We start from the raw sequence: 25440 nt of genomic DNA on the forward strand, positions 1-25440 counted from the left end.
AGCCGCCCACCCCACGCCTCGCAACACGGACGCCCGACGAGCGTCCATGTCTCGACGATGCGAGCACCCCGCTGCTCGCGACCTCACGCTTCCTTCGGCTTCGCCTCCGGGGTCAACACCACCAGCAGCTGCTTGGCGCTCACCTGACCGCCCACCGAGGCGTTCACCGCCTCCACCGTGCCCGGGATGTCCGCGACGAGCTGGAACTCCATCTTCATCGCCTCCAGCACGACGAGCACATCCCCTGGCTTCACCGTGGCCCCGGGCTTCGTCTCCACGCGCAGGATGCGTCCATCCATCGGCGCGAGCAGCCGCCCTGTCCCCGCCCCCTCCGCCGACTTCGGCGGACGGAACGTGACGTCCGTGAGGCACCGCGCCCCCGCGCCCAGGTCCAACCACAGCGAGTCCCCAGCGCGCAGATACCGCCCTCGCCCCCGAGCCCCCGCGACGGCGTAGTCGAACACGCCCTCCGCGAGCCCCAGCACGGAGACCTCCAGCTTCTCCTCGCCCGCGACGACCTCGTACTGCTCCGCCGTCACCGGGCGCACGGAGACCTTCGCCTCGCCGCTCCGGTCCTCGAGCGTCATCGTCACTGCGTGCGAATACGCCGTGTTCCAGTTCATCAGCGAGGCATCCACCCCGCGCGTCCGCGACAGCCGCAGCGCCTCGTCATGGAACAGGGCCACCGCCGCCAGCGTCCGCTCGCGCGTGCTCGTGCGGTACAGCCGCTCCAGCGTCGCGCCGTCCGCGTGCTTGCCGATGAAGCCCGTGTCGTACGCCCCCGAGCGGAACGCGCCATCCTCCAGCACGTGCAGCAGCAGGTCCTTGTTCGTGGTGACGCCGAACACGGTGAGCTCGTGCAGCGCCTCCACGAGCCGCCGCCGCGCCATCTCACGGTCCGCGCCGTACGCAATCACCTTCGCCTGCATGGAGTCGTAGAAGGGCGGGATGTCCTGCCCCTCGCGCACGCCATGGTCGATGCGCACACCCTCGCGCGAGGGCAGCCGCCACGTGAGCAGCTTCCCCGCCTGCGGCGCGTACTGGTTCGCCGGATCCTCGGCGCACAGCCGCACCTCGATGGCGTGGCCCGTCCAGGTGATGTCCTCCTGCGCGCGCGGCAGCTTCTCGCCGGAGGCGACCCGCAGCTGCCACTCCACCAGGTCCAGCCCGGTAATCAGCTCCGTGACGGGGTGCTCCACCTGGAGACGCGTGTTCATCTCCATGAAGTAGAACTCGCCATTCGGCGCCAGCAGGAACTCGATGGTGCCCGCGCCCTTGTAGGCAATCGCCTTGGCCGCCGTGACAGCCACCTGCCCCATCTTCTCGCGCAGCAGCGGGTGCACCGCGGGTGACGGGCTCTCCTCGACGATCTTCTGGTGACGCCGCTGCACCGAGCAGTCGCGCTCGCCCAGGTGCACCGCGTTGCCGTGCTCGTCCGCGAAGACCTGGATCTCCACGTGCCGCGCGTTGATGACCGCGCGCTCCAGGATGAGCTCTCCGCTGCCGAACGCGTTCGTGGCCTCCGAGCGGGCGCCCTTCAGCGCGGCCTTCAGCTGCGACGCCTCGTGCACCAGCCGCATGCCGCGTCCACCACCACCCGCGGCCGCCTTCACCATCAGCGGGAAGCCGATGCGCTCGCCCTCCTTCACCAGCGCGTCATCGTCCGCGTCCGAGGCCTCGTAGCCCGGGATGCAGGGCACGCCCGCGGCGATCATCCGCAGCTTGGCCTGACGCTTGTTGCCCATCAGCGTGATGGCCTCCGCGTCCGGACCGATGAACACCAGCCCCGCGTCCTTGCACGCGCGCGCGAAGGCCGCGTTCTCGGAGAGGAAGCCGTAGCCCGGGTGGATGGCCTGCGCCCCCGACGCCTTCGCCGCGCCGATGAGCTTCTCGATGACCAGGTACGACTCCTTCGCGGGCGACGGGCCGATGGGCACCGCCTCGTCCGCGGCGAGCACGTGCGGCGCGCCCCGGTCCGCCTCCGAGAACACCGCCACCGTCCGGAAGCCGAGTCGCTTGCAGGTGCGAATCACCCGCACCGCGATTTCACCCCGGTTCGCGATGAGGACCTTGTTGAAACGCTCCATCCCGTCCGCTCCTCTCACAGGCGTGCGACTCCGAAGCTGTTGGGGTTCACCTGCCGCCCCTCCGCCTCGCGGCAGATGGACAGCACGAACCCGAGCACCCGCCGCGTGTCGCGCGGGTCGATGATGCCGTCGTCGAACAGCCGCGCCGAGGCGTTGAAGGGATGCGACTCCTTGTCGAACTGGTCGACGATGGGCTGCGTGAAGGCGCGGATGGCCTCCTCGTCCACCACCTCGCCCCCGCGCGCCAGCTTCTCGCCGAAGACGATGGACATCACCTTCGCCGCCTGCTCGCCGCCCATCACCGCCGTGCGCGCGTTGGGCCACGCGAAGATGAAGCGCGGGTGGAACGGACGTCCGCACATGCCGTAGTTGCCCGCGCCGAACGAGCCGCCCACCAGCAGCGTCACCTGCGGCACCGTGGCGTTGGCCACCGCCTGAATCATCTTCGAGCCGTGCTTGACGATGCCGCCCTGCTCCGGCTGCGTCCCCACCAGGTACCCCGTGGTGTTCTGCAGGTACACGATGGGCGTGTTCGACTGGCAGCACAGCTGGATGAACTGCGCCGCCTTCGTCGCGCCCTTCGGGCTGATGGGCCCGTTGTTGCCGATGATGCCGATGGGCGCGCCGAACAGGCTCGCCCAGCCGCAGACGGTGTGCGCGTCGTACGCGTCCTTGAAGCCCGTGAACTCCGAGCCGTCCACGACGCGCGCGATGATTTCGCGGCAGTCATAGGGCTTGCGGTAGTCCGGAGGAATCGCGCCGGCCAGCTCGTCCGGCGAGTACAGCGGCTCCGCGTAGGGCGCCTTCGCCTGGGCCGCCAGTCGCTCGTTCCACCCGAGCTTCGACACGATTTCGCGCGCCATGCGGATGGCGTCGGCGTCGTCCTCGGCCAGGTAGTCCGCGGTGCCCGCGACCGTGGCATGCATCTCCGCGCCGCCCAGGTCCTCGTCCGTGGCCACCTCGCCCGTGGCCGCCTTGAGCAGCGGCGGCCCCGCGAGGAACACCTTCGCCTTCTTCTTCACCATCACCACGTAGTCGGACAGGCCCGGCAGGTACGCGCCGCCCGCCGTGCTGGAGCCGTGGACCACGGTGACTTGCGGGATGCCCGCCGCGGACAGCCGCGCCTGGTTGTAGAAGGTCTCCCCGCCCGGGATGAAGATCTCCTGCTGGTACATCAGGTTCGCGCCGCCGCTCTCCACCAGCGACACCATGGGCAGCTTGTTCTGCAGCGCGATGGCCTGCCCGCGCAGCGCCTTCTGCACGCCCCACGGCGACGCGGTGCCGCCCTTGATGGCGGAGTTGTTCACGAAGACGAAGCACCGCACCCCGGACACGTAGCCGATGCCCGCGATGCTGTTGCCTCCCGCCAGCGAGCCGTCGCTGTCGTCGTGGTAGCCGTAGCCACACAGCGTGGACAGCTCCAGGAACGGCGAGCCCCGGTCCAGCAGCATCATCAGCCGCTCGCGCGGGAGCATCTGGCCGCGCTTGTGGAACTTCTCGCGCGCCTTCTCCTCGGTGGCGCGCACCTTGGCCTCGACGCCGCGCAGCTCGCCCAACCTCGCGAGCATGTCCGCGCGCTGCGCCTGGAACGTCTCCGAGCCCGTGTTGACCCTGGAAGTGATTTTCGGCATCGACCTCACCCCTCTCCTTCGCGCAGCAGCGACTCGGGAATGTCCACGTGGCGCGAGCGCAGCCACTCGCCCAGCGCCTTGCCCTGCGGGTCGAAGCGCGTCGACGACGACACGCCCTCACCCAGGATTCCATCGACCGTGAAGTTCAACCCCCGCAGCTTCGGGAACACGTGCCGCTCCACCGGGAAGGCCGCGGCCTCCGGGAGCAGCTCCTTCAGCTTCTCCGCCGTGAGGAAGCGCGACAGCCAGCGCCACGCCTCGTCCGAGCGCGCCCACACGCCGATGTTCGCCATGCCGCCCTTGTCACCACTGCGCGTCGCCACCAGCCGCCCCAGCGGCACCCGGCGCGTCGGCTCCGAGGCCAGCGGCTCCTGCAACGGGAGCGGCTCCACCGGCGCCAGCGCCTGCGATTGCGCGGGCGGCGTGACGACGGTGCGCGTGCCATCAGGCAACACCGCCACGTGCTCCACCTTGCTCGCGTCGACATAGGCGGGCGTGTAGACACCATACGGCGCGCCATCCGAGGGCGGCGCCGTCATGGTGAAGCCCGGATACGTGCCCAGCGCCAGCTCCACCGCGGCGCCGCTGAACGCCCGGCCGATGAGTTTCTGGTCCGGGTCCTTCACCACCACCCGCAGGAACGCGGCGGCCTGCTCCTCCGTGGCCGCGTCCTCGCGGTCCGTGCGCACCAGCGTCCAGTGCGCCTCGCTCGGCTTGCGCGTGAGCGCCGCCTCCATCTGCTCGCGGATGAGCCGCGCCTTGTCCTCGATGTCCAGGCCCACGAGGACGAACGTCGCCTCGTTCTTGTAGCCGCCCAGGTGGTTGAGGCACACCTTCACCGTGGGCGGAGGCGGCTCGCCGCGCACGCCGCTGATGCGCACCCGGTCCTTGCCGTCCGCCGTCAGGGCAATCGAGTCGAACCGCGCCGTGGCGTCCGGCCCCGCGTAGCGCGCGCCCGTGACTTCATAGAGCAGCTGCGCGAGCACCGTGTCCACCGTCACCGCGCCGCCCGTGCCCGCGTGCTTGGAGATGACGGACGAGCCGTCCGCGAACACCTCCGCCAGTGGGAAGCCCGGACGGCGGACGTCGATCTCCTTGAAGAAGGAGTAGTTGCCGCCCGTGGCCTGCGTGCCGCACTCCAGCACGTGACCCGCGACCATCGCGCCCGCGAGCCGGTCCCAGTCGTCCTTCTTCCAACCAAAGTGCGCGGCGGCCGGCCCCACCACCAGCGAGGCGTCCGTCACGCGTCCGGTGACGACGATGTCCGCGCCCGCGCGCAGGCACTCGGCGATGCCCCAACCGCCCAGGTACGCGTTCGCGGTGATGGGCGAGCCCAGGCCCAGCGCGTCCGCGCTGCCGGAGAGGTCATCCCCCTCCACGTGCGCGATGCGAGCCTTGAGCCCCAGCTTGTCGTTGAGCGCACGCAGCGCCTCCGCGAGCCCGGCCGGATTCAGGCCTCCCGCGTTGGCGACGATGCGCACCTTCTTCTCCAGCGCCAATCCCAGACACTGCTCCATCTGCCGCAGGAAGGTCTTGGCGTAGCCGGTGGCCGGGTCCTTCATCCGGTCCCGACCGAGAATCAACATCGTCAGCTCCGCCAGGTAGTCGCCCGTGAGGACGTCCAACTGGCCGCCCTCGAGCATCTCCCGGACGGCCGAGAACCGGTCACCGTAGAAACCCGAGGCGTTGCCGATACGGAGGGGGGACTCGCTCATGCGCTCTCCACGTCCAGCCTGAATGCAGGCAGTGTGGGAGGCCATGCCTAAAAAAGCAAGCGCGCTTGCTTTTTTCCAAGGTGGCTTCCAAGCTGACCTCGTGAGCGAGGCACCGGCCGCGACAGGACGACAGGAGCAGGAGCGCAGCCGCGTCACCCGGCAGCGACTGATGGAGGCGGCCATCGGCGCCCTGTCGGAGCTGGGGTGGGCGGGCGCGACGATGACGGTCATCGCCGAGCGGGCCGGCGTGTCGCGCGGCGCCTGTCAGCACCACTTCCCCACGCGCGGTGATTTGGTGGCGGCCGCCGTCGAGTACGTCGGCCATCAGCAGATGGAGGAGCTCGGTCGGCGGGCGGCCCGGCTGCCAGCGGACCAGCGGCGCACGGAGAGCATCCTCCACATGCTGGCGGGCTTCTACACGCACCCCCTGTTCGTCGCGGCCGTGCAGCTCTGGGTGGCGGCGAGCACGGACGAGGAGCTGCGCTCGCAGCTGGTGCCGGTGGAGACGAAGGTGGGGCGGGAGGTGCACCGGCTGACGGTGTCGCTGCTCGGCGTGGACGAGCGCGAGCCGGGGGTGCGCGAGCTGGTGCAGGCGACGCTGGATCTGGTGCGCGGCCTGGGGCTCGCGAACCTGCTGCGCGACGACAGCGCGCGGCGAAAGAAGATTCTCCACCGCTGGGCGCTCACGCTGGAGGACGCGCTGCGTCCCCGGTCCGGGCGCAAGGCGGGGGACTGACGGGCCGCGACGTTTCCAGGCGGCAGGCGACAACACGCCCCGACGACACTCGGGCGGGGCCACATCGGGAGAGCACATGGGCTACCGCTCCGTATTCGCGCCAGGGTTGTTCAAGGGACAGAACATCATCGTGACCGGAGGCGGCAGTGGCATCGGCCGCTGTACCGCGCACGAGCTGGCGGCGCTCGGCGCGCACGTCGTCCTGGTGGGCCGCAAGCCGGACAAGCTGGAGAAGGTGGCGGCGGAGCTTCGCGAGGACGGCGGCGAGTGCTCGCTGGAGACGGTGGACATCCGCGACGAGGAGGGCGTGAAGGCCACCGTGGCGCGCATCGTCGCCGCGCGTGGGCGCATCCACGGGCTGGTGAACAACGCGGGCGGACAGTTCCCCTCGCCGCTGTCGGCCATCTCGAAGAAGGGCTTCGAGGCGGTGGTGGCCACCAACCTGACCGGTGGCTTCCTGGTGGCGCGTGAGGTGTTCAACCAGTCGATGAGCCAGACGGGCGGCGCCATCGTCAACATGCTCGCGGACGCGTGGGGCGGCATGCCGGGCATGGGGCACTCGGGCGCGGCGCGCATGGGCATGCTCAACCTGACGCAGACGGCGGCGGTGGAGTGGGCCTTCGCCGGGGTGCGCGTCAACGCGGTGGCGCCCGGGTGGGTGGCCTCCAGCGGCATGGACAGCTATCAGGACGAGGGCGTCAAGGCGCTCATCCCCATGCTCAAGCAGGAGGTGCCGCTGCACCGGCTCGCCACCGAGGCCGAGGTGAGCGGCGCGATTGTGTTCCTGCTCTCGGACGTGGCCGCGTTCATCACCGGCGAGGTCATCAAGATTGACGGCGGCGCGTCCTGCAACACCAAGATTTTCCCGCTGGAGGAGACCAGCGCCTCCAAGCCCTACGAGGGCTTCCACCGCGCCGCGGCGCCGCGCATCCTGGGGGGTGGCTCCGCGAAGGAATGAGTTCCGTCCCACCTCACCGCCATGACAAGAATCCGGGATGGCATTCCGGGTTCTCTGGGTGGGGTGGATGCTGGCGATGATGTCGGGCTGCGCGAGCACGCGGACGCTGCCTCCTCGCGAGGATGACGTTGTCTGGACCGAGGTCCGCAGCCGACACTTCCGCGTCCTGACGAACGTGGAGCCCCAGGCGGCCACGCGCGCAGCGCTCGAGCTGGAGACGCTCCGCGGCGCCGTGTCGCGGCTGTGGGGCGGGGGCGAGGACATCCCTGGTTCGATGGACGTCGTGCTCCTGCGCGACGCGGCCGAGCTGGAGGCGCTCGTCCCTGGGAGCTCCGGTGGGTTCTCCGCGATGTCCTCCGAGGGGGCGCTGCTCGTCATCGCCCAGGAGGATTCGGAGCGAGGAGCGCGGACGCGGGCCCGCGCGCTGGGCTACGAGCTGAGCCGCCGCGTGTTGCAGAGTCGTCCCCGGTGGCTCGCGGAGGGGCTCGCCCGCTACCTGGAGACCGCGCACGTCGAGCGCGACACCCGTGAGGCCGTGCTGGGACGGGAGGACACTGCCAGCCTGGAGCTCGTTCGCGAGAAGGGGTGGCTCGACATCGACGCGCTCTGGGCGCAGGAGCACGTGCTGAAGCCGAGCCCCGAGGAGCAGCAGTGGCGCGATGCCTCCGCGTGGCTCTGGGTGCACTTCCTCGCGCAGGAGCAACCGGCGCGCTTCGGCAAGTGGCTCGCCTTGCTGGCCCAGGGAGAGGGCTCGCGCGCCACGTGGGACGCGACCTTCGGGGACCTGGACGCGCTGCGGAAGGGTGTGCGCCAGCATGCCGCGCGCGAGCGGTATGTCCCTCGCGCCTCGCCGCTTCCCGCAGTCACTGAGGAGGTCACCGTGCGCGCGCTCAGCGCCGCCGACGGCCACGTCCTGCGCGCGCGGGTCCTGATGGATGCGCCAGGGAGGGACGCTCGCAAGGAGGCGCTCGCCGAGGTCCAGCGGGCCCTGGGCGAAGCGCCGACCCACGTCGACGCGGCGACGCTCGCCTCGCGCTTGTCGGAGGACACACCGGAGCATCTCCAGCGAGCCCACTCGTTGGTGCGAGACCATCCCGAGAACGCGCGCGCCTGGATGCTGCTGGCGGAGTTGCTGGACCCGTCCCTCGAACCGGGCGCGCAAGCGGATGCGCGACGACGCGCGGCCAGCCTGGTCCGCGATGACGTCTCCACCATCGTGCGCGTCGCCGACAGCTACAACGCGACGAACCACCTGGAGGAAGGCCTGCCCACGGCCCGCCGCGCCCTGGGACTGGACCCTCGCAGCCCCGCCGCGCTGACGTCCCTGGCCTTCCTGTCCTTCCGCTTCGAGGGCTGCTCCGAGGCGAAGCGTCTCCAGTTCCAGGTCCGGGACATGCTCGATGGGTCCACCACCGCCGACTTCCGTGAGGCGATGGAGCAACGACTCCTCACCTTCGAGCGCAAGTGCAACGCCAACCGGCCTCATCGCTGAGCCTGCCTACCCCCGCGTGAGTGCGTACCTACATACCGCATGAGCGGCATCGAAGCTTCCTAGCCAGGCACGAACTCCACGCTTAGTTCTCCCGCCGCTCTACCTGACTCGCGAGCGACCGGTACAGCCCCTCGTGCTGGGACAGCTCGCGAATGACTCGCCCCACGGGGACGACTGTGTCAGTAATCCGGCATGGCAATCCGGGTGGGTTGGATGGGGTTGATACTGGCGCTCGTGTCCGGATGCGCCAGCTCCCGTGCGCTGTGTCCTCTCGAGGGCGGCAGCCCATGGACGGAGGCCCGCAGCCAGCACTTCCGCGTCCACACGAACCTGTCGCCCCAAGCGGCCAAGAAGGCCGCGCTCGAGTTGGAGAAGCTCCGCCGCGCGGTGCTGCTGGCCTGGGGACCAGACTTCGATCCGGAGGGCTCCGTGGATGTCATCATCCTGCGCGATGAAGCCGAGCTGGAGGAGTTCAGTCGGGGTCAGTACCAGGGATTCTCGTCGCTGACGCCCGAGGGGCCGTTGCTCGTCATGGCGGGTGAGGGACATGTCCTGGATGCCGGACCGACCCGATGGATCCAGACGCACGAACTGGCACATGACGTGAGCCGCCGCGTGCTTCTCCGCCAACCCCGATGGCTATCGGAGGGGCTCGCCCAGTACCTGGAGACCACCGACGTGGACGACCGCACGGGAGAAGCAGTGCTGGGTCGAGCGCACTGGCAGAGTCTGGGCTACGTGCGAGAGCACGGTTGGCTCGACCTCGACGAACTGTGGCGGTGGGACCGCAAGAAGTCGCTGAGTCAGGAGGAGCAAGAGTGGCGCTACCACTCCGCCTGGCTCTGGGTGCATTACCTCATCAACAGACATTCCCAGCGCTTCGACGCGTTCCAGACGCGCCTCGCCCTCGCCGAGGCGCCGCGTGCGGCGTGGGACGCGGTCTTCAACGATGGGGTCGACCTGGGGGACGATCTGCGGACCTATGCCACGAGGGGCATCTACGCCGTCCTCACCCAACCCTTGCCACCCATCTCCTCGGACGTCACCGTACGCGAGCTGGACACCACCTCCGTGCACGCCGCACGGGCACGCATCTTCATGCATTCACCGGACGGGCGCGCACCCCAGGAGACCCTCCGGGCCGCACAGGCCGAAGTGTTGAAGGGCGTGGGGGAAGACCCCAACAGCGTAACCATCGCCGTGCTCGCCGCGCGGCTGAAACCCCAGCGCCGGCAGTTCCTCGCGGGGATGCGCGCCCTGGTGCGAAAACATCCCGAAGACGGTCGAGCCTGGGACCTGCTGGCGCAGTACCTGGACCCGGTACGTGATACAGCCCAACGGGAGCAGGCCCATGAACGAGCCGCCACGCTACGCCCCCAAGACGTACCTGTCCTCGTCCGGCTGGCCAGGCATTACGACAGGACGAACCAGCTTGAGAAAGGCCTCGCAGCGGCACGCCGGGCAGTGCAGCTCGCTCCAGGCAGCCCCGACGCACTCTCTACCGAGGCAAACCTTTCCTTCCAGCTTGGCGACTGCGTCGCGGCACGCAAGCTCCAGAATCGAGCCCTCGACATGCTCCACGAGTCCATCGCACCTACGATTCGAGAGACGATGGAAGCTCGACTTCAGGCCTTCGAGCGCCAATGCGATGCCATCCCACCGAGCAAGCCCTGAGTCCATTCAGGGCGCGTGGCGTTCAGAGTGGGACGGCCTCGGCCCTCTTCAAAGGGGGCGAAGCAGGTGTGCAGCCCGCACGACGGGCCCGCACCGGAGCGGGCGCGCATCGTCCGTTGGACCTGGGTACACGTCCATTGGTCGACATCCACCATGGTCGGCTCGCGGACCGGCGGCACGGAGTGGTCCTCACTACCGTGGTTCCACCTTCAACCCCGAGGTGGACATGCACATGCACATCCGTTCGCTGTGGTTCTCGATGTTCGTCCTGGTCTCCGGCGCCCTCACTGCTTGTGGCGCGGCGGACAGCCCGGTCCTCCAGGAGGACTCCTCACTGGCGTCGAGCGAGGCGCCGCTGCTCGGCACCGTCACCTGTCTGCTCGGGACGTCGACCCTCTCCTTCTCGCCGCCCCTCACCAACACGCCCCAGGACACGACGGTCTCCGGGAGTGGGCCGCTCACCAATTGCACCGCCGTGCTGGCGGACCCGGTGCACTCGGCCACCACGCGCCTCGGGCCCGTGCTGCGCAGGAATCTCGCCTGCGACTCATTGCTGAACCTCATCGGTGGCGGGCTGACCGTGACGTGGAACACGGGCGAGACGTCACAGCTCGCACTCACCCAGGTCGTGGTCTCAGGCGGCACCACGACGCGGACCACGCAGCAGATCGGCACCGTGGTGTCGGGCAAGTACGAAGGAGCCACGGCGGTGCGGACGCTCGTCTATGTCGTCGCGGATGTGGAGAACGCCTGCGCCTCTCCGGAGGGGCTCGCCCAGTACACCAGCACGCAGACGCTGGCGTTGACGCTCATCCCCTGACGACACGGGCCGCGGTGCGGCTCGGCGAACCGGGAGCCCGCAGCGCTGCGGGCTCGCATCGCCTGTTGGACCTGGGTACACGTCCATTGCTCGACATCCACCACGGTCGGCGCATGAGGCAGCGGCACGGCGCGGGCCCTCGCTACCGTGGTTCCACCTTCAACTCCGAGGTGGACATGCACACGCACATCCGTTGGCTGTGGTTCATGGCATTCATCCTGGTCTCCGGCGTCCTCACTGCTTGTGGCACGGAGAACAGCCCGGTCCTCGAGGAGGAATCGTCACTGGAGTCGAGTGAGGCGCCGCTGCTCGGCTCGGTCATCTGTCCGCTCGGGACGACGACCATCTCCTTCTCGCCGCCCATCACCAACACGCCCCAGGACACGACGGTCTCCGGGAGTGGGACTTTGACCAACTGCACCGCCGTGCTGGCGGCCCCGGTGCACTCGGGCACCACGGGCTTCTCTCCGGCGCTGCGAAGGAACTACACCTGCGACTCGCTCCTGGGCATCAGCGGAGGTGCGGTGACGGTGACGTGGAACACCGGTGAGACGTCACAGCTCTCGCTCACCCAGGTCGTGGTCCAGGGTGGCACGACGACGCGGACCACGCAGCAGATCGGCACCGTGGTGTCGGGCAAGTACGAGGGAGCCACCGCGGTACGGACGCTGGTCTTCGTGGTCGCGGACCTGGAGAACGCCTGCGCCTCTCCGGAGGGGCTCGCCCAGTACACCAGCACGCAGACGCTGGCGTTGACGCTCATTCCGTGAGGTGAGGGACAGGCTCCGGAAGCCCCTCTTCCGGAGCCCGTCGTGTTGCTAGAGCGCCAAGGCTGGCAGGCACCTGGTGATTTCGGTCGTGCTCAGCCCGCACCTCCCCAGGCACGGGACCAGGTCGAGTACGGACCCCTCGACACAAGCCACCAAACACACCCGGAATTCCTCCGACCCCGGGTTCACACAGGCGAGGAACTCTGGAAGGCCAGCGGCCTCGACATTCGCTTCTCCCGTGGGAGGCACCTGCTCGGGAGCCTGGGGCTCCGGGGCGGGACCACAACTCACGGCCATCATCAACACGAACGCTCCAGCCAATCGCTTCATCGGATTCATCATGAGGGGACGCCTCCTGTTGGTGTTGCAATGGACAGGGTCCCAGCTCAATGGATGACTCGACAGTCGGCCTGGGTCTCAGGTCGCGTCCACGGGGCACCAGTTCCCCCGCCCTCGAGTGTGAATTCGCGGTGCGGGTCGACGGGCGCGCGCCACGCCTCATCGTGGAGTTCCACCATCCGGGGAGGAGGAAGGCGCCGTGCCTCCGTCGAGCCACGAGGATGGCACCGACTCCATGGGCGCACCCCAGGTCGTATCTCCCACAGGGATGTCCGCGCCGGGCATCGACGCGGGAAGCCCTGCATCAGGAGGAGGCGGGAGATTCGATGGCGCTTCGGGCTCACCCTCGAAGTGGCGTCGCAGAATCCGCCCCTCGCTGTCGATGGCATACCGCACGCCACCATCCAGCATCCGCGGCTCCGACCCGCAGGCCCCGGGGTTCGCGGAGATGCCCACGAAGAACAGCGCCCCCTGCTTGAGCACACAATAGCGATAGGACTCCTGCCGATTCCAACACGAGCGCTCACGCGCCTCCGCCGGGAGGAAGTCGTTGGCGGCAATCGACAAGGCTCGCAGCATCTCGCCGTCCACCATCCAGGGATGCTCCGGTGCATCCAACGCCTCGGGAAAGGAGACAGACAGGTCTTCTTGGGGCAGGGCCACGCGTGCTCCCGGGTGATGCACGCAGCTCGACACCAGCGCCAGCAGCGCCAGCAGCAGAGGTCTCATGGCGTGTTGCTCCTGTCGCAGGGGCGACTCACCTTCTGGACGGTGAACTTCCTGTCATCGGTGTCGGACCAACGCACCGAGCCCGTCTGCTCACATCGCCAGCTTGCATCGGCACGCGTCCACTTCAGCATCTGCCCGGTCAAGGGGATGTATTGATGGAAGCCGTCACATGACGGCTCCGATGCGCTTCGAGAGAAGAACGCGACGACGGACAGCCGCAGGCGTCCGTCCTTCGTCTCACTCTCGAATCCATGAACCATCCCTTCCGACACGATGAACTGGATGTCGCTCTCCGTCAGGCTGCTGCCATAGGGATGGTTGTGGAGTGCATAGATGTAACGAATGGAGTCCGCCGGGTAGCGGGGGTCATCCACCATCGACGGCAACAAGCAGCTCTTGCTCCGCTGGAGGGGATCCACCCTCGACTGGTCGGTCAGCTTGCTCATCACGTATTGCTGCTCGGGCGTGTAATAGACCCACGCGCAGTACTCGCTGGAAGCACGCCAGCGGACCTCGAAGTCCGGGTGCTCCCGCGCTCCCGCGCTCGCGTTGGGCTTGGCGAGGATCTTCCGACACGCTGCGAGCAGGGCACTCGATGGTGAGCTGAAGGGCCCGAGCAAGGGCCCCGGCAGCTTGTCGAGAAACGGTGCATCCGGGGCGGGTCGCACGACATCTGGGTCCACCGTCGGCGAAGAGGCACAAGCTCCCGCTAGCAACGACAAGGGCAGGAAGCACCAGGCCCCACATGCCACTGCCTTCATCGGTGCATCCTCCAGACGCGCCTCCCACGACTGGAGCCCAATCTATCGACCCTGTCCCGCTCCCTCAACAGCAATCCATTAAAACCCGTCTAACAAGGAAATATCCCACCGAGTTTCGTGGAACCTGGGAGGTTGTCACTCCCTCAGTCATGGCGCATCCAGGGTTCGTGGCGGGCATAGACCTCCAAGGTCCGATGCCCGCCACGCCTCACTCAGTCACACGAATGCGTGTGCGTATGCGCGCTGGCCTTCGGGCTCCAGCCCTCGTTGCCGTCCTTCTCGAAGAAGAACTTCGCGCGCTGGCGCTGCCGCGTGCCCACTTCATTCAACGTGGCCGCGTCGTACAGCCGCCCGTTCACCATCGTGTAGCGCACGGAGCGGCTGTTCATCAGGTCCTCCAGCGGGTTCCGGTCCAACACGACGAGGTCCGCCAGCTTCCCCTCCTCCAGCGAGCCAATCTCCCCATCCATGCCCAGATAACGCGCCCCACCCAGCGTCCCCGCGCGCAGCGCCTGCAACGGCTTCATCCCACCCTGGCCGAACATCGACAGCTCCCAGTGCGCCGCCAACCCCTCGCGCTGTCCATGCGCGCCGAGCTGCACGTTCACTCCCGCCTCGTTCAGCTCCCGCGCCGTCCTCGCCGCGTCGACGTGATTCAACTCATCGTCCGGCACCATCATCCGCCGACGGCTGCGTGAATCCACCACCCGCCGCGGCACGAAGGACAACAGCCGCTCGTCCTCCCAGACGTTCGTCTTCTGGTACCAGTAGTTCTCACCCCAGTTGCCGCCATACGCCACACCCAACGTCGGCGTGTAGCCCGTCCCACTCTTCCCCCACAGCTGCTTCACGTCCGCGTAGATGCGCGCCACCGGAATCGCGTGCTCCACGCCCGTGTGCCCATCCACCACCATCGTCAGGTTGTGCTGCAACAACGAGCCACCCTCGGGCACCACCAGCATGTCCAGCTCCCGCGCCGCCTGGAGCACCTTCTGCCGCTGGTCCCGCCTCGGCTGGTTGTAGCTCTTCACGCTGAAGGCCCCCATCGCCTTCATCCGCCGCAGGTGCGAGCGCGCATCGTCCAGCGTCTCAATCGGCGCCCGATACCCCACCCCCGCCGCGCCATACAGAATCGTCCCCGTCGAGAAGATGCGCGGCGACACCAACGCCCCCGCCTTCCCCAGCTCGCTCGCCGCGAACACCTCCTCCGACGCGTTCGACGGGTCATGCAACGTCGTCACCCCGTACGACAGCGACGCCGCCTGCACCCAGCTCTGCTCCGGCATCAGCCCATCCACCCCCATGGCCCCGTGCCAGTGCACGTCCACCAGGCCCGGCATCACCGTCTTGCCCTTCACATCCACGACCTTCGCCCCGGCCGGCACCTGCACCTTGCCCACCGGGCCCACCGCGACGATGCGGTTGTTCTTCACCACCACCACGCCCTGCTCGAGCACCTCGTCACCCTTCATCGTGATGACGCGCCCACCCACCAACGCCAGCGTCCCCTCCGGCATGTCCGCCTTCACCGGGAACGACAGGTCCACGCCCTTCTCCGGCGCCGGCGGCAGCTTCTCCGGCGCCCCCTCCACGAAGGTGAACGCCTGCTTCAACTCCCGCGTGAAGAGCTCCGGCCCCAGCGCCCAGTGCAGCCCCTGGCTGTTGCCCGCCCAGTGCAGGTACTCGCCCGCGTCGCGGCTCACCTTCGCCACCGGCAACGCCTTCGCGTCCGGCCCCACCACCGCCGCCTTCGCCCCCTTGGGGAACGGCGTGATGAACGCGTTGAAGTTCTCCCGGAACGCCACCCACCGCTCGTCCGGAGACACCTTCAGCTCCGTCGCCTCCGCGCTCGTCACGTGCGTGCGCTCCTGGCTCCCGTCCAGACCCACGCTCTTCAACGAGCGCACGTCCTCCTTCTCCTTCGACTCCACATGCAGGAAGTACACGCGGTCCGAGCGCACACCGAAGTGCGGCTGCTCGCCATCCCGCGCCAACCTGCGCGGCGTGCCTCCCGCCACCGGCTGCACGAACAGGCCCGTCTCCCGGCTCCACTGTCCCGGCATCAGGTAGCCATCCCCCGACGCGCGATACACCAGGGACTTCCCATCCGGGCTCAGCGCCGGCTCCACGTAGTAGCCCGGCCGTGTCGACACCACCTTGCCCTCGCCACCCGTGGCCGACACCACGCGGATGGCGCCCAGCTTCTCGTCGTCCCACGTCGTGTAGACGATGGAGCGCCCGTCCCGCGAGAACGACGGGTAGAACTCCAGGTGGTCGTCCTGCTTCGTCAGCCGCTTCGGCGTGCCCCCCGGCAGCTCCTTCACGTAGAGCTTGCCCAGCGACTGGAACACCACCCGGTCCCCCTTCGGAGACACCTGCACCCAGCGCAGCATCTTCGTGTTGAAGCGCTCCGGCGCCACCGCCTGCGGCGAGCGCACCGCCTCGAAAATCGTGCGCGTGCCCTTCACCCGGAACGGGATGGGCGTCACCTGCTTCGTCGCCACGTCGATGCGCTGCAGCTTGCCGCCCGCCCAGAAGACAATCGCCTTGTCGTCACGCGTCCACGCCAGCGTCGGATACACGCCGTGGATGGCCCACGTCTCCTGCATGTCCCGGTCGAGCCCGTCGTACAGCGGGCGCTCCGCCCCCGAGGCCACGTCCGTGACGTAGAGCACCGTCTTCGTCCGCACCCGGCGGATGAACGCCAGCTGCTTGCCGTCCCGCGACGGCGTCGGACGGATGGAGCCTCCCGGCCCGGTGACGAAGGGGTCGATCTCCTTCGTCTCCACATCCAACCGCTGGATGGCGTAAATCTCGCCGTTGGGGTCCTTGTTGTATTCGAACGTCCGGCCCGGCGTGACGTCCTGGCTGAAGTAGACGTAGCGGCCATCCGGGGAGAACGCCGGCTCGCCCAGGTCCTTCTGCTCGTTGGCGCGCTCGGTGAGCTGCACGCCGTCGCCGCCGGAGCGGTGATACATCCACACCTCGCCCGCGCCCAGCGAGCGGCGCGCGGTGAAGTGCTTGCGCGCGACGATGAACTGTCCATCCGGGCTCCACGCGGGGCTGTTGAGCAGGCGGAACTTCTCCTGCGTCACCGCCTTCACGTCCGAGCCATCCCGCTTCATCACCCAGATGTTGTCGCCCCCGCCCCTGTCACTGGTGAAGGCGATGGACTTCCCATCCGGGCTGAAGCGCGGCTGCATGTCCCAGGACACCCCCGAGGTCAGCGCCTTCGCCTCGCCGCCCGCCAGCGGCAGCACGTAGATGTCGCCGAGCAAATCGAAGACGAGCTCATCCCCGGTGGGGCTCACGTCCACGTTCATCCACGTCCCTTCCGAGACGTCGATGGACACCTGCTTCGCCGGGAACCCGGGAGCGTCCACCTTCCACGCGTCCTTGTCCTTGTCGGCCTTGGCGGACTCGGTGTCGGACGGGGCGTTGGGGTCCACCTCCACGGCGCGGCCGGCCTCACGGGCGGCGTCATCCTTCTTCACCGGGATGGGGGGCGTCGGGTCCTGCCGGGCGGCGGGGGGCGTCTGCGCGGGCTGCGCGGCGAGGAGCGCGCCCGGAACGAGCAACAGGGCGCAGAGAGCAGAGGTCAGTCTTTTCACCAGAGGTCCTCGTGTTGGGGGACTGTGCGAGACAGGGCCGTGCGGGGCGCCACACTATCCGGCTCCCCGGGGACACGCTCGGCGCGACGTGAACAGGGGGACAGGCGGGCCTCTTCCTGAGCGGCCGCGGTGGGCTCGACGCGATTCGTCACGCGCCATCCGGAGGTGTTTCTGTTATCCGCATCCCATGTCGGACGACTTCAAGCTCCCTGAAGACAAGGCCGGGCGGATGGAGCGCTGCTCCCTGTTCTACTCGGACATCGTTCCCCACAACCACGCGCTGGGTCTGAGGCTCGTGGACGTGGCTCCCACCGAGGCCACCGTCGAGCTGCCCTACGCGGACTTCCTCGTCGGCAACCCGGAGACGGGCGTCATCGCCGGCGGTCCGGTGACGACGCTCATCGACGCCACGTGCGGCACCTCCGTCATGCTCCGGCTGGGTCGCATGGTCCCCATGGTGACGCTGGACCTGCGCATCGACTACCTGCGCCCCGCGCGCCCCGGTGTCTCGCTCACCGCCGTGGCCGAGTGCTACCGCACCACGCGCCAGGTCGCCTTCGTCCGCGCGCTGGTGCACCAGGGCGACAAGAACCACCCGGTGGCCTCCGCGCAGGGCACCTTCATGCTGACGGAGGAGTGACATCCATGAGCGACACCAAGCCCTCCTCCGCCATCGCCGAGCTGGTCCTCGACGTGCGCAAGACGCGCGAGTACAGCCGCCTCACCGACGCCATCCCCTACACGCGCTTCATGGGCATCGGCGTGGAGAACCTGGCCGGCGAGATGATGTGCCGCATGCGCTACCAGCCCATGCTCATCGGCAACAGCTTCCTGCCCGCGCTGCACGGCGGCACCCTGGGCGCGCTGCTGGAGTCCGCCTCCATCTTCGAGCTGCTCTTGAAGACGGAGACGCCGCGCGTGCCCAAGGTCATCTCGCTCACGGTGGACTTCCTGCGCTCGGGCAAGCCGCAGGACACCTTCGCGCGCGCCATCATCACCCGGCAGGGCCGCCGCGTGGCCAACGTGCGCGTCGACGCCTGGCAGGACGACCGCACCCGCCCCATCGCCAGCGCGCACGCACTGTTCCTGCTCGCCGAGCCCTGACACCAGCCTTCGTCCGTCCGTCCGTCGTGCCCTGGCCGCGCCTGCTTTGTCGTCGCCACCTTCGAGAGGTTCGGTTTCGCACTTCTCGGAGGCAGGCGATGAAGCGATGGAGCGGTTGGATGCTGATCGGCTCGCTGGTGCTGGGCGGCGCCGCGGGCGCGCAGGATGACGACGTCGCGACCCAGAATGGCACCGGTGACAGTCAGGGCATGATTCGCATGGGCGAGTCGGAGGCCATCGACCACGGCGAGGACCTTCAGAAGCTGGGGGACGCACAGCCCGGCACGGGTGGCTCGGGACAGGGTGACGCCCAGGCCGCGAAGTGGATGCAGCAGGGCCTGTTGCCCGTGCCCACCGAGGAGAAGGCGTTCCTCGCGGAGCTGCACCAGGCGAACCAGATGGAGGTCCAGATGGGACGGCTCGCCCAGAAGAACGGCGCGTCCCAGGCGGTGAAGGACTTCGGCGCGCGCATGGAGCGCGAGCACGGCCAGGCGGACGAGAACCTGCTGGCGTATGCGAAGTCGAAGAACCTCACGCTCGAGGAGCCCAAGGCGGACTCCACGCTCGCCCAGGCGATGCAGGCGTCCGAGCACGCGACGATGAAGAAGCTGGAGGCGCTCCAGGGCACCCCGTTCGACCGCGCGTACCTGGCCGACATGGTGGGGGACCACGACGTGTACATCGCCAAGGTGATGGCCGCGCAGCAGCAGTTCGCGAGCAACACGTCGCTGAAGGCGCTGCTCGACAACCTGCTGCCCCAGCTCCAGCAACATCGTCAGGCCGCGTACCGGCTGCTCGGACAGGAGACGCCGCGTCAGGCGAGGCAGGCCCCTCGCGGTGCTCGCTGAGTGCCGCCGCTCTCAGGACACAGGCGCACTGAACGCCCTTTTCTTAAATCAACTCAGTTAAATTCCCAGGCCTGCAATAGTGGCTTTGAGGCTTGGCACAGAGGGCAGGTCTCAGTGCCAGGCTTATAGGTTTCCCATAACGAAGCCATCAACCATCCTCCCTTCAACTTCAGCTCCTGAAGTTTATGCTCCACCTCGGGTTCGCGGGTGGCAGCGAAAGCCAGGATGCCTCGAACATTCGCTCCCTGGTCACGTGCAAGTTGGACCAAGCACTTCATGGAGGATCCTGTCGTCGCGACGTCATTGACGACAACCACATCCATTCCACTCGACAGACCACCCGCGCCAAGGCTTGCCAGCGGACGGCGTCGCTCGTCAACTCGGGTCACAGCCAGCGACGAATTACCAGCCTGACGCGCAATTTCGTATCCAAGAAGATATCCTGCGGATTCAGGACATAGGATAGTGGCATTCTCAACTGAGAATTGTGAGCAAGCAATGAGTCTCCGCGCAGCCTCCTGAACGAGAACCGGCTCCCAACCGACTTGCGAGAAACGCAGGAAGTACTGACTGTGAGCGCCTGCCTGGAGCTCGAAATGACCATCCAAGACAGCCCCTGATTGCTCAAGAAGCTTGAGCACAGCATCCGTCTCTTCAGCGGGCCTAACGAGTACGAGCTTGCTCAGTTGCTTTCTATCGCGAACCTTCACGACGGCGCCCCGGTAGAGGCTCTGATTTCAGCAGGGACCTGTTCGTGGTGCATCAAGCTCTGCAACGAAGAGAATCCTTCGGGTAGCAATCCAGTCGCGCCATCCAAGCAGATACGTTGATGCGCTCCACGGATGAGTGGGCGCATTGACTCCATCTCCGCATCAGTCTTGCAAAGCGCGAGACTCTCATAGACAAGCGAGTAAGAATCCTCATCATCCAGTTCCAAGCCGACATCAAGGTCCCCATCATCTATCAACCTATGCCTTGGATAGGGATGAGAGCCTTGCTTCAAGAACATCATCCACGTACTGCGAGAGAGATCTGAGGCTCTGAAAAGGACCAGATGCTCATCCACTGGTGGGATCTTCTTTCGCAACTGCGCGAAGAAACTCGGCTCCTCTTTTGTGCTCAGTGCATTCTCCAACTGCTCCTTCATTTGCGTCGATGTCGCTTCCAGGGCGGTGAGATACAATCCGTTGCGTTGACTAAGCAATCCCCATTGTCTCCCCTCCTCTGCCAGCCGATGACTCAATACAGATGAGTCTATGCCCGTGCCAGCCAGAATCCCCCGACAGAAGGCATGAAAGCTCTGCTGGAACACTTGGCGCTCCATCGCCAGACGCGCGAAGAACGCCACTGAGGCAGCCACTATCCGCTCTGCCACTTCTGGCAGGTCCTTGCCGAGCCGCTTCGCGACGCGCTGGCCTCTGAGTGTGAGCCGGTATGGTCGCTCTCGACCATCCAACCCTTCATATGCATAGAGGTGGACCAATCCCGCATCTCGCATCTCGTGAAGCCGTTTCGAAATAGAGGTCGGGTGCTTACCCGTGCGTGTCGCGAGTTCTCCGGAAAGGATGGGGCCCTCCTGGAGGACACGGAGTAAAGGCTTCCAACCGTCCTTGCGAGCCAATTGCTCGACCTGCGCCTCTTCGTGCAGGGGCGCCAAGCTGGCCTCGTAGGCCGCTGTGAGGTCTGCAAGGGCACCAAAGTACCCCTTCACTTCGTCGGAAGCGGTCGAGGTATCGAGGTCAGCGAGAGCGACCCGAATTTCACTCAGACTGGAAGATTCTTGACGACAGAACGCATCGCCAAGGTCTCGAGCCAAACGACGCCAATCCTCCATCTGAGTGGGTCGTGTGCGAACCCCCCTCAGCATCTTCTCGACGAACATGAGTCCCCCTGGGCGCGGGAACACTGGCTACCAACTATATAGAAAACAAGCCGGAAACTATCTAGCAAATATCGGACGGGGTCAAGTCGACACTCAGTAGTACGGGCGGGCAGGCATCTTTACGACGCACCACGTAGGTAGGGACTTTGCGCAATGGTCTAGAGAGAAGCCCAAGAATCTCATTGGCTCCAGACGGCCCAACCGTGTTGGCCACCAGCACACAACTCTGTCGCAGGTCGGTAAGGGCGCTTGACAGCTTCTCGAATACAAGTCCATTCGGGGACAGCGCCGCAACGCAGACGAATCCCACCCGAAAGTCCTGCAGCAACCGCAAGGTATCGTCGTGCAGGAAATCTTTGCAAATCAAGAACGTGCGTGCCTGAGCACCACTCATCTGAAGAGTGAGCATTCTGGGAGAGACATTGATGCGCTCTTCACGCCTAACCTCAACTAGGCGCCCATCGTCGTCCTTGTCATCCACGAATGAGAAGGGGTTGAACTTAAAGTGAACGGTCTCGCGTCCTCCGCGCAGGAAAATCACACATCGATTGCGCCGCTTCAGGCCCTCGTTGTCCGACAAGGAGACATGCTGACTACCCGCGACGACTAATCTCAGATGATGAGCTTTGGAGCGAAACCAACCCCGAACCGCGTCAACGCCCATCGCATCAAGCGACAACTCCGGAAAGACCATCAAGGCCAATCCTTCGCGCTCTCCCTCTTCCAGCAAATCCAGAACCCTTTTCTCCTGAAGGGCCCTGTCCTTGGGACGCACATTAAAGAAAAGCTTCTTTCCCTCGACTGTTTCCCTATCCCATTGCAGTTCCTCCAGCGGATTCGCATTTGGCAACCCAATGCCGAGGCGGACCTTCTTCTTCAGGAACACGAAGCTATCTTCGAGTTGCCAATCCATCCGAACTTGAATTCCCCTCATGTCTTTGGGCGAAAGTTCAAGGTGGTTCAAGGCATCGAGTTTCTTCCCAGACCGGCTCTCATTGCTGGGAACGAGTCCTGACCTCCCAAAGAGCGTAGTCATCTCATCAGGGTCAACAGGGAAGACTTCTTCCTCGCCAATATCGAGAACGCGTCCACGAAAGCACTGGGCGAACCGATGCCCCATCGCTTCATCCAACCCTTCGGCTACAGCACGCGCGGCCACAACCGTACAGGCCATCTGCTCGCTGACTCGAGCCAGGATCTTCGATAGCCAAGCAACGTCGTCTGCGAATACCACTTCAAGCCGACGCTTTTCGTCATACTCCATCGCGACCTCACGGGTCGCTTCGCTCATCTGACTAATAACCCGGGGTGCGTCCATGCCATCTAGGATCGCCACAAGTTCGGCAAGCCCTCGACGACACGCGCGCAACAGAACCTGCGCCAACTCAACAACAGTTTTCCCCTCGCATGCGCGGATGCCGTCCAACAGACTCCCCAACTGCACTTCCCACTTCGCTTGCTCTTTAGGTCCTCCCCCCACGACAGTCTCCTTTCCGCACAACGCCACGCGCTGATGCGCCTATCGACCTGCCTACTCCACTAACGATATCCGAAATCCTGCCAACATCTTCATGGATAGGGAATGGTCAGGATCCCGATTCAGAGTGTGCCCATGCAGGGGTCGAAGCCACCCACCCAGGTGCTTGCCAATCCCTTAAAACCAGACTTGTCTAGGACCTTTCAGCACCCTGCTACCCCAGCTCCAGCAACATCGTCAGGCCGCGTACCGGCTGCTCGGACAGGAGACACCGCGTCAGGCGAGGCAGGCCCCTCGCGGTGCTCGCTGAGTGACGGGCGCTCAGTCGCGGGTGATGGACACGGTGTAGAGGTGTCGCTCGCCGTCGCGGGTCCACACCAACAGGTGGCCCGCGCCGACCTGCAGCGGCGTGAGCAGCAACGCGCCGGGCTCCGACTTGATGTCAACCAGGTCCGTGCTGCCGATGGCGATGCGCGAGAGGCCCTCGATTCGCAGCTCGAGCGGCGTGCCCAGCACCATGGGGAAGAACGTGTTGCCGCCCGTCCGCCGCGCATCCTCGACCTGCTCCATGAAGGTCGCGTCCTGCACCGATGGTGGCGGCTCCGTGCCGGGCTGCCACCAGAAGGCCCCGGCCCCGACCAGGAGCCCCACGCACAGCACCGCGGCCCAACCCAGCCACGCCCTCTGGCGTGGTGTCTGCATCGAGAGCGCCTGGAGCAGCGCCTCCATCGAGGGATGACGGGCCTCGGGCTCACTCGCGAGCCCCTTCGCCAAGGCCGCGCGCACGTGGCCCGTCAGCCGGGGCGGCTTCTTCACCGGCGCGCCGTGCTTCGTCGGTTGTCCGGGCCGCGCGCCGTACAGCGCTTCATGCAGCGCGACGCAGAAGCTGAACTGGTCGCTCCTCGCGTCCACGGGTTGTCCGCGACGCTGCTCGGGTGACATGTACGCGGGGGTTCCTGGTGCGATGCCCTCGCGGGTGAGCGCCGTCTCCTCCGCGTCCACGCCGAGCGGCGCGGCGATGAGCGAGTCGTCCGCCGTGGGACCCGTCACCACCGTCTCCCGCCACTTCCTCGCGAGCCCGAAGTCCGTGACCCGCGGACGGCCGTCCCGGCCCACCAACACGTTGGCGGGCTTGAAGTCCCGGTGCACCAGTCCTCGCTGATGCGCGGCGACCAGCCCCTGTCCCGCCGCGTGGAACATCTCCAGCACCTCGCGCCAGGGACGCTCCTTCTCACGCAGCCAGCCCGCGAGCGTCGGACCCTCCACCCACTCCATCGCCAGGAAGTCCCGCCCCTCCGCCGAGCCGAGTTCGAAGATGGGCAACACATTGGGATGGGACAGCCGCGCCATCGCCTGCGCCTCGCGCAACAGTCGGGCGCGGCTCTCCGCCTCGACGCCCTCGCCCATGGGACGCAGGAGCTTCACCGCCACCTTGCGTCCCAGCCTCGGGTCCTCCGCCGCGTACACCACGCCCATGCCGCCCTCGCCCAACAGCTCGCGCAGGACGTAGCTCCCCAGCCTCGTGCCCTCCAACAACCGCGCTCCGGAGGACGGGCGCGAGCCCTGGGTCGACTGTTCCTCCGAGTCCGGCCGCGTGAGCGAGCCCGCGTCCGGTGAGGAGGCCTCGGCCGCGACCACCGCGACCAGGGCCCGACAGTCCTCACACGAGTCCAGGTGCGCCGCCACCTCCGGCACCCGCGCCCCCGACAACACACCGCTGACGAACCCGGCGAGCACGTTCTCGTCCGGGCACACCTCGGGCATCGGAGGGACAGGGGGCGTCATGGGCGCGCGTCACATCATCCCCGCTGCCCTCTTCGGTGGGAAGGCAGCGGGCCCCTCGGGCTACTTCGCCGCGGCCGCCTTTTCGGGGTCCGTCACCACCACGGCGTAGTCCCCCTGCTGCCCACCGCGCGTCCAGGTCAGCAGCCGCGTGGTGCCCGCCTCCAGCCCCGTGATTTCGAGCTTCCCACCCCCCAGCGTCTTCACGTCCGCCGTCTCCTGGTTCCCCAGCGCCACGCGGGTCAGGTCCTTCACGGTGAGGACGTGCTTCTCACCCACCTTCAGCTCGATGCGCTCCTCCGCCAGCGCCGTCGTGCCCACCACCGTCAGCGCCACCAGGGCCAGCTTCTTCAGTGCGTTCCGCATGATTCGGTCCTTTCAGGATGAGAGCGAGGCTTCCTCGCCTGCCTTCATCGGGGTGACACCGGCCACCGGGGCGCGTTGCACGCGGACCGCGAAAAAGTTCGCGAGGAGGGTCCGGCCCCCCGTGGAGGCCGTAATATCGAGCCCTGTCCCGAAGGCACCGCTCACCCGGAGCAATCCTTGTTCGCACCGCGCACGCTCATCCTTGGAATCACCACCGCGACCCTGTTGCTCACCACCTCCGCCCAGGCCAGTGGCCCGTGCGCGAAGGCCGTGGAGGAGACCGCCGACCAGCCGCCGATGCCGGGGCGCTTCGTGCCCCAGTGCACCGAAAACGGCCAGTACAAGCTCGTGCAGTTCCACGGCTCCACCGGCTACAGCTGGTGCGTGAATCCCTCGACCGGCGCCAAGGTCGAGGGCACGGAGGTCGCTCCCGGAAAAGGCACGCCGACGTGCCCCGTGTGCGTGGAGCAGTTGGCCAGCTCCCTCGAGAAGACGCTCGTCGGCGTGTACAGGCCGCAGTGTTCCGCGGACGGCACGTTCCAGAAGGTGCAGTACAACGCCTCGACCAACATGGCCTGGTGCGCGGACACCAAGACGGGCAAGAAGCTCACGAAGCCCGTGCGCAATGACGGCAAGCTGACCTGTCGTTGACCCGGGT

At 67.0% G+C, this 25440-nt stretch carries 21 protein-coding genes; 10 read left to right on the plus strand and 11 right to left on the minus strand.

Annotation, left to right across the window (positions count from 1 at the left end; all coding sequences use genetic code 11):
• Positions 1-83: 83 nt before the first annotated feature.
• From LXT21_RS31580 to LXT21_RS31590, 3 genes are read right to left on the minus strand one after another with little or no spacing between them, the layout of a single operon-like run.
• Positions 84-2087, minus strand: a complete 2004-nt coding sequence (locus tag LXT21_RS31580; RefSeq protein ID WP_254041932.1) for an acetyl-CoA carboxylase biotin carboxylase subunit — start codon at positions 2085-2087, stop codon at positions 84-86.
• A gap of 14 nt (positions 2088-2101) precedes the next feature.
• Entirely contained in the window at positions 2102-3718 is a 1617-nt protein-coding gene (locus LXT21_RS31585) for an acyl-CoA carboxylase subunit beta (protein WP_254041933.1), read from the minus strand.
• Between the two features lie 5 nt (positions 3719-3723).
• A complete protein-coding gene (locus LXT21_RS31590; protein ID WP_254041934.1) occupies positions 3724-5433 on the minus strand; it encodes an acyclic terpene utilization AtuA family protein in 1710 nt (569 codons plus the stop codon).
• A 100-nt stretch (positions 5434-5533) separates the two neighbouring features.
• Between LXT21_RS31590 and LXT21_RS31595 the strand changes: the two genes are divergently transcribed.
• The 6 genes from LXT21_RS31595 to LXT21_RS31620 all read left to right on the plus strand — a co-directional run bounded on the left by LXT21_RS31595 (position 5534) and on the right by LXT21_RS31620 (position 11883).
• Positions 5534-6169, plus strand: a complete 636-nt coding sequence (locus LXT21_RS31595) for a TetR/AcrR family transcriptional regulator (RefSeq protein WP_245772687.1) — start codon at positions 5534-5536, stop codon at positions 6167-6169.
• 76 nt (positions 6170-6245) lie between these two features.
• Positions 6246-7127: an SDR family oxidoreductase gene (locus LXT21_RS31600; RefSeq protein WP_254041935.1), complete on the plus strand. Its 882-nt coding sequence runs from the start codon at positions 6246-6248 to the stop codon at positions 7125-7127.
• A 37-nt stretch (positions 7128-7164) separates the two neighbouring features.
• Positions 7165-8619 (plus strand): tetratricopeptide repeat protein, encoded by a 1455-nt coding sequence (locus LXT21_RS31605; protein WP_254041936.1) that lies wholly within the window; start codon positions 7165-7167, stop codon positions 8617-8619.
• A 192-nt stretch (positions 8620-8811) separates the two neighbouring features.
• Entirely contained in the window at positions 8812-10293 is a 1482-nt protein-coding gene (locus LXT21_RS31610; RefSeq protein ID WP_254041937.1) for a DUF1570 domain-containing protein, read from the plus strand.
• 232 nt (positions 10294-10525) lie between these two features.
• The gene (locus tag LXT21_RS31615; protein ID WP_254041938.1) at positions 10526-11113 is read left to right on the plus strand and encodes a hypothetical protein; all 588 of its coding nucleotides are present in this window, start codon (positions 10526-10528) and stop codon (positions 11111-11113) included.
• A gap of 176 nt (positions 11114-11289) precedes the next feature.
• Positions 11290-11883, plus strand: coding sequence for a hypothetical protein (locus LXT21_RS31620; RefSeq protein ID WP_254041939.1), 594 nt, complete (start codon positions 11290-11292; stop codon positions 11881-11883).
• 498 nt (positions 11884-12381) lie between these two features.
• Here LXT21_RS31620 and LXT21_RS31625 read toward each other — a convergent pair whose 3' ends face one another.
• The 3 genes from LXT21_RS31625 to LXT21_RS31635 form a co-directional block, all read right to left on the minus strand.
• The gene (locus tag LXT21_RS31625; protein WP_254041940.1) at positions 12382-12951 is read right to left on the minus strand and encodes a hypothetical protein; all 570 of its coding nucleotides are present in this window, start codon (positions 12949-12951) and stop codon (positions 12382-12384) included.
• On the minus strand, positions 12948-13619 hold the full coding sequence (locus tag LXT21_RS31630) for a hypothetical protein (protein WP_254041941.1): 672 nt from the start codon (positions 13617-13619) through the stop codon (positions 12948-12950). Before LXT21_RS31630 ends, LXT21_RS31625 begins: the two co-directional genes overlap by 4 nt.
• A 305-nt stretch (positions 13620-13924) precedes the next feature.
• A complete protein-coding gene (locus LXT21_RS31635) occupies positions 13925-17323 on the minus strand; it encodes an amidohydrolase family protein (RefSeq protein ID WP_254041942.1) in 3399 nt (1132 codons plus the stop codon).
• A gap of 187 nt (positions 17324-17510) precedes the next feature.
• On the opposite strand from LXT21_RS31635, the gene LXT21_RS31640 reads away from it, so the two are divergent.
• The 3 genes from LXT21_RS31640 to LXT21_RS31650 all read left to right on the plus strand — a co-directional run bounded on the left by LXT21_RS31640 (position 17511) and on the right by LXT21_RS31650 (position 19275).
• Positions 17511-17963, plus strand: coding sequence for a PaaI family thioesterase (locus tag LXT21_RS31640; protein ID WP_254041943.1), 453 nt, complete (start codon positions 17511-17513; stop codon positions 17961-17963).
• 5 nt (positions 17964-17968) lie between these two features.
• Complete coding sequence (locus tag LXT21_RS31645; protein ID WP_254041944.1) at positions 17969-18427, plus strand: PaaI family thioesterase; 459 nt, start codon at positions 17969-17971, stop codon at positions 18425-18427.
• 98 nt (positions 18428-18525) lie between these two features.
• A complete protein-coding gene (locus LXT21_RS31650; RefSeq protein WP_254041945.1) occupies positions 18526-19275 on the plus strand; it encodes a DUF4142 domain-containing protein in 750 nt (249 codons plus the stop codon).
• A gap of 53 nt (positions 19276-19328) precedes the next feature.
• Here LXT21_RS31650 and LXT21_RS31655 read toward each other — a convergent pair whose 3' ends face one another.
• From LXT21_RS31655 to LXT21_RS31675, 5 genes are all read right to left on the minus strand, one after another.
• Positions 19329-19916 (minus strand): phosphoribosyltransferase family protein, encoded by a 588-nt coding sequence (locus LXT21_RS31655; protein ID WP_254041946.1) that lies wholly within the window; start codon positions 19914-19916, stop codon positions 19329-19331.
• Between the two features lie 65 nt (positions 19917-19981).
• Positions 19982-21157, minus strand: a complete 1176-nt coding sequence (locus LXT21_RS31660; protein WP_254041947.1) for a winged helix-turn-helix domain-containing protein — start codon at positions 21155-21157, stop codon at positions 19982-19984.
• A 61-nt stretch (positions 21158-21218) separates the two neighbouring features.
• The gene (locus LXT21_RS31665; protein ID WP_254041948.1) at positions 21219-22637 is read right to left on the minus strand and encodes a carbon-nitrogen hydrolase family protein; all 1419 of its coding nucleotides are present in this window, start codon (positions 22635-22637) and stop codon (positions 21219-21221) included.
• Positions 22638-22955: 318 nt separating this feature from the next.
• On the minus strand, positions 22956-24419 hold the full coding sequence (locus tag LXT21_RS31670; RefSeq protein ID WP_254041949.1) for a protein kinase domain-containing protein: 1464 nt from the start codon (positions 24417-24419) through the stop codon (positions 22956-22958).
• Positions 24420-24479: 60 nt separating this feature from the next.
• Positions 24480-24782 (minus strand): pilus assembly protein N-terminal domain-containing protein, encoded by a 303-nt coding sequence (locus LXT21_RS31675; RefSeq protein ID WP_254041950.1) that lies wholly within the window; start codon positions 24780-24782, stop codon positions 24480-24482.
• Between the two features lie 177 nt (positions 24783-24959).
• Here LXT21_RS31675 and LXT21_RS31680 point away from each other — a divergent pair, with 177 nt between their 5' ends.
• Complete coding sequence (locus tag LXT21_RS31680) at positions 24960-25433, plus strand: thyroglobulin type-1 repeat-containing protein (RefSeq protein WP_254041951.1); 474 nt, start codon at positions 24960-24962, stop codon at positions 25431-25433.
• Positions 25434-25440: the final 7 nt, after the last annotated feature.

The organism is Myxococcus guangdongensis (assembly GCF_024198255.1).
GTDB lineage: Bacteria > Myxococcota > Myxococcia > Myxococcales > Myxococcaceae > Myxococcus > Myxococcus guangdongensis.

What these genes read in the sequence shown, in the direction of transcription:
- LXT21_RS31580 (WP_254041932.1), bottom strand. Translation starts at nt 2,087, where the DNA reads ATGGAGCGTTTCAACAAGGTCCTCATCGCGAACCGGGGTGAAATCGCG.
- LXT21_RS31585 (WP_254041933.1), bottom strand. Translation starts at nt 3,718, where the DNA reads ATGCCGAAAATCACTTCCAGGGTCAACACGGGCTCGGAGACGTTCCAG.
- LXT21_RS31590 (WP_254041934.1), bottom strand. Translation starts at nt 5,433, where the DNA reads ATGAGCGAGTCCCCCCTCCGTATCGGCAACGCCTCGGGTTTCTACGGT.
- LXT21_RS31600 (WP_254041935.1), top strand. Translation starts at nt 6,246, where the DNA reads ATGGGCTACCGCTCCGTATTCGCGCCAGGGTTGTTCAAGGGACAGAAC.
- LXT21_RS31605 (WP_254041936.1), top strand. Translation starts at nt 7,165, where the DNA reads ATGGCATTCCGGGTTCTCTGGGTGGGGTGGATGCTGGCGATGATGTCG.
- LXT21_RS31610 (WP_254041937.1), top strand. Translation starts at nt 8,812, where the DNA reads ATGGCAATCCGGGTGGGTTGGATGGGGTTGATACTGGCGCTCGTGTCC.
- LXT21_RS31615 (WP_254041938.1), top strand. Translation starts at nt 10,526, where the DNA reads ATGCACATCCGTTCGCTGTGGTTCTCGATGTTCGTCCTGGTCTCCGGC.
- LXT21_RS31620 (WP_254041939.1), top strand. Translation starts at nt 11,290, where the DNA reads ATGCACACGCACATCCGTTGGCTGTGGTTCATGGCATTCATCCTGGTC.
- LXT21_RS31625 (WP_254041940.1), bottom strand. Translation starts at nt 12,951, where the DNA reads ATGAGACCTCTGCTGCTGGCGCTGCTGGCGCTGGTGTCGAGCTGCGTG.
- LXT21_RS31640 (WP_254041943.1), top strand. Translation starts at nt 17,511, where the DNA reads ATGTCGGACGACTTCAAGCTCCCTGAAGACAAGGCCGGGCGGATGGAG.
- LXT21_RS31645 (WP_254041944.1), top strand. Translation starts at nt 17,969, where the DNA reads ATGAGCGACACCAAGCCCTCCTCCGCCATCGCCGAGCTGGTCCTCGAC.
- LXT21_RS31650 (WP_254041945.1), top strand. Translation starts at nt 18,526, where the DNA reads ATGAAGCGATGGAGCGGTTGGATGCTGATCGGCTCGCTGGTGCTGGGC.
- LXT21_RS31660 (WP_254041947.1), bottom strand. Translation starts at nt 21,157, where the DNA reads ATGTTCGTCGAGAAGATGCTGAGGGGGGTTCGCACACGACCCACTCAG.
- LXT21_RS31670 (WP_254041949.1), bottom strand. Translation starts at nt 24,419, where the DNA reads ATGACGCCCCCTGTCCCTCCGATGCCCGAGGTGTGCCCGGACGAGAAC.
- LXT21_RS31675 (WP_254041950.1), bottom strand. Translation starts at nt 24,782, where the DNA reads ATGCGGAACGCACTGAAGAAGCTGGCCCTGGTGGCGCTGACGGTGGTG.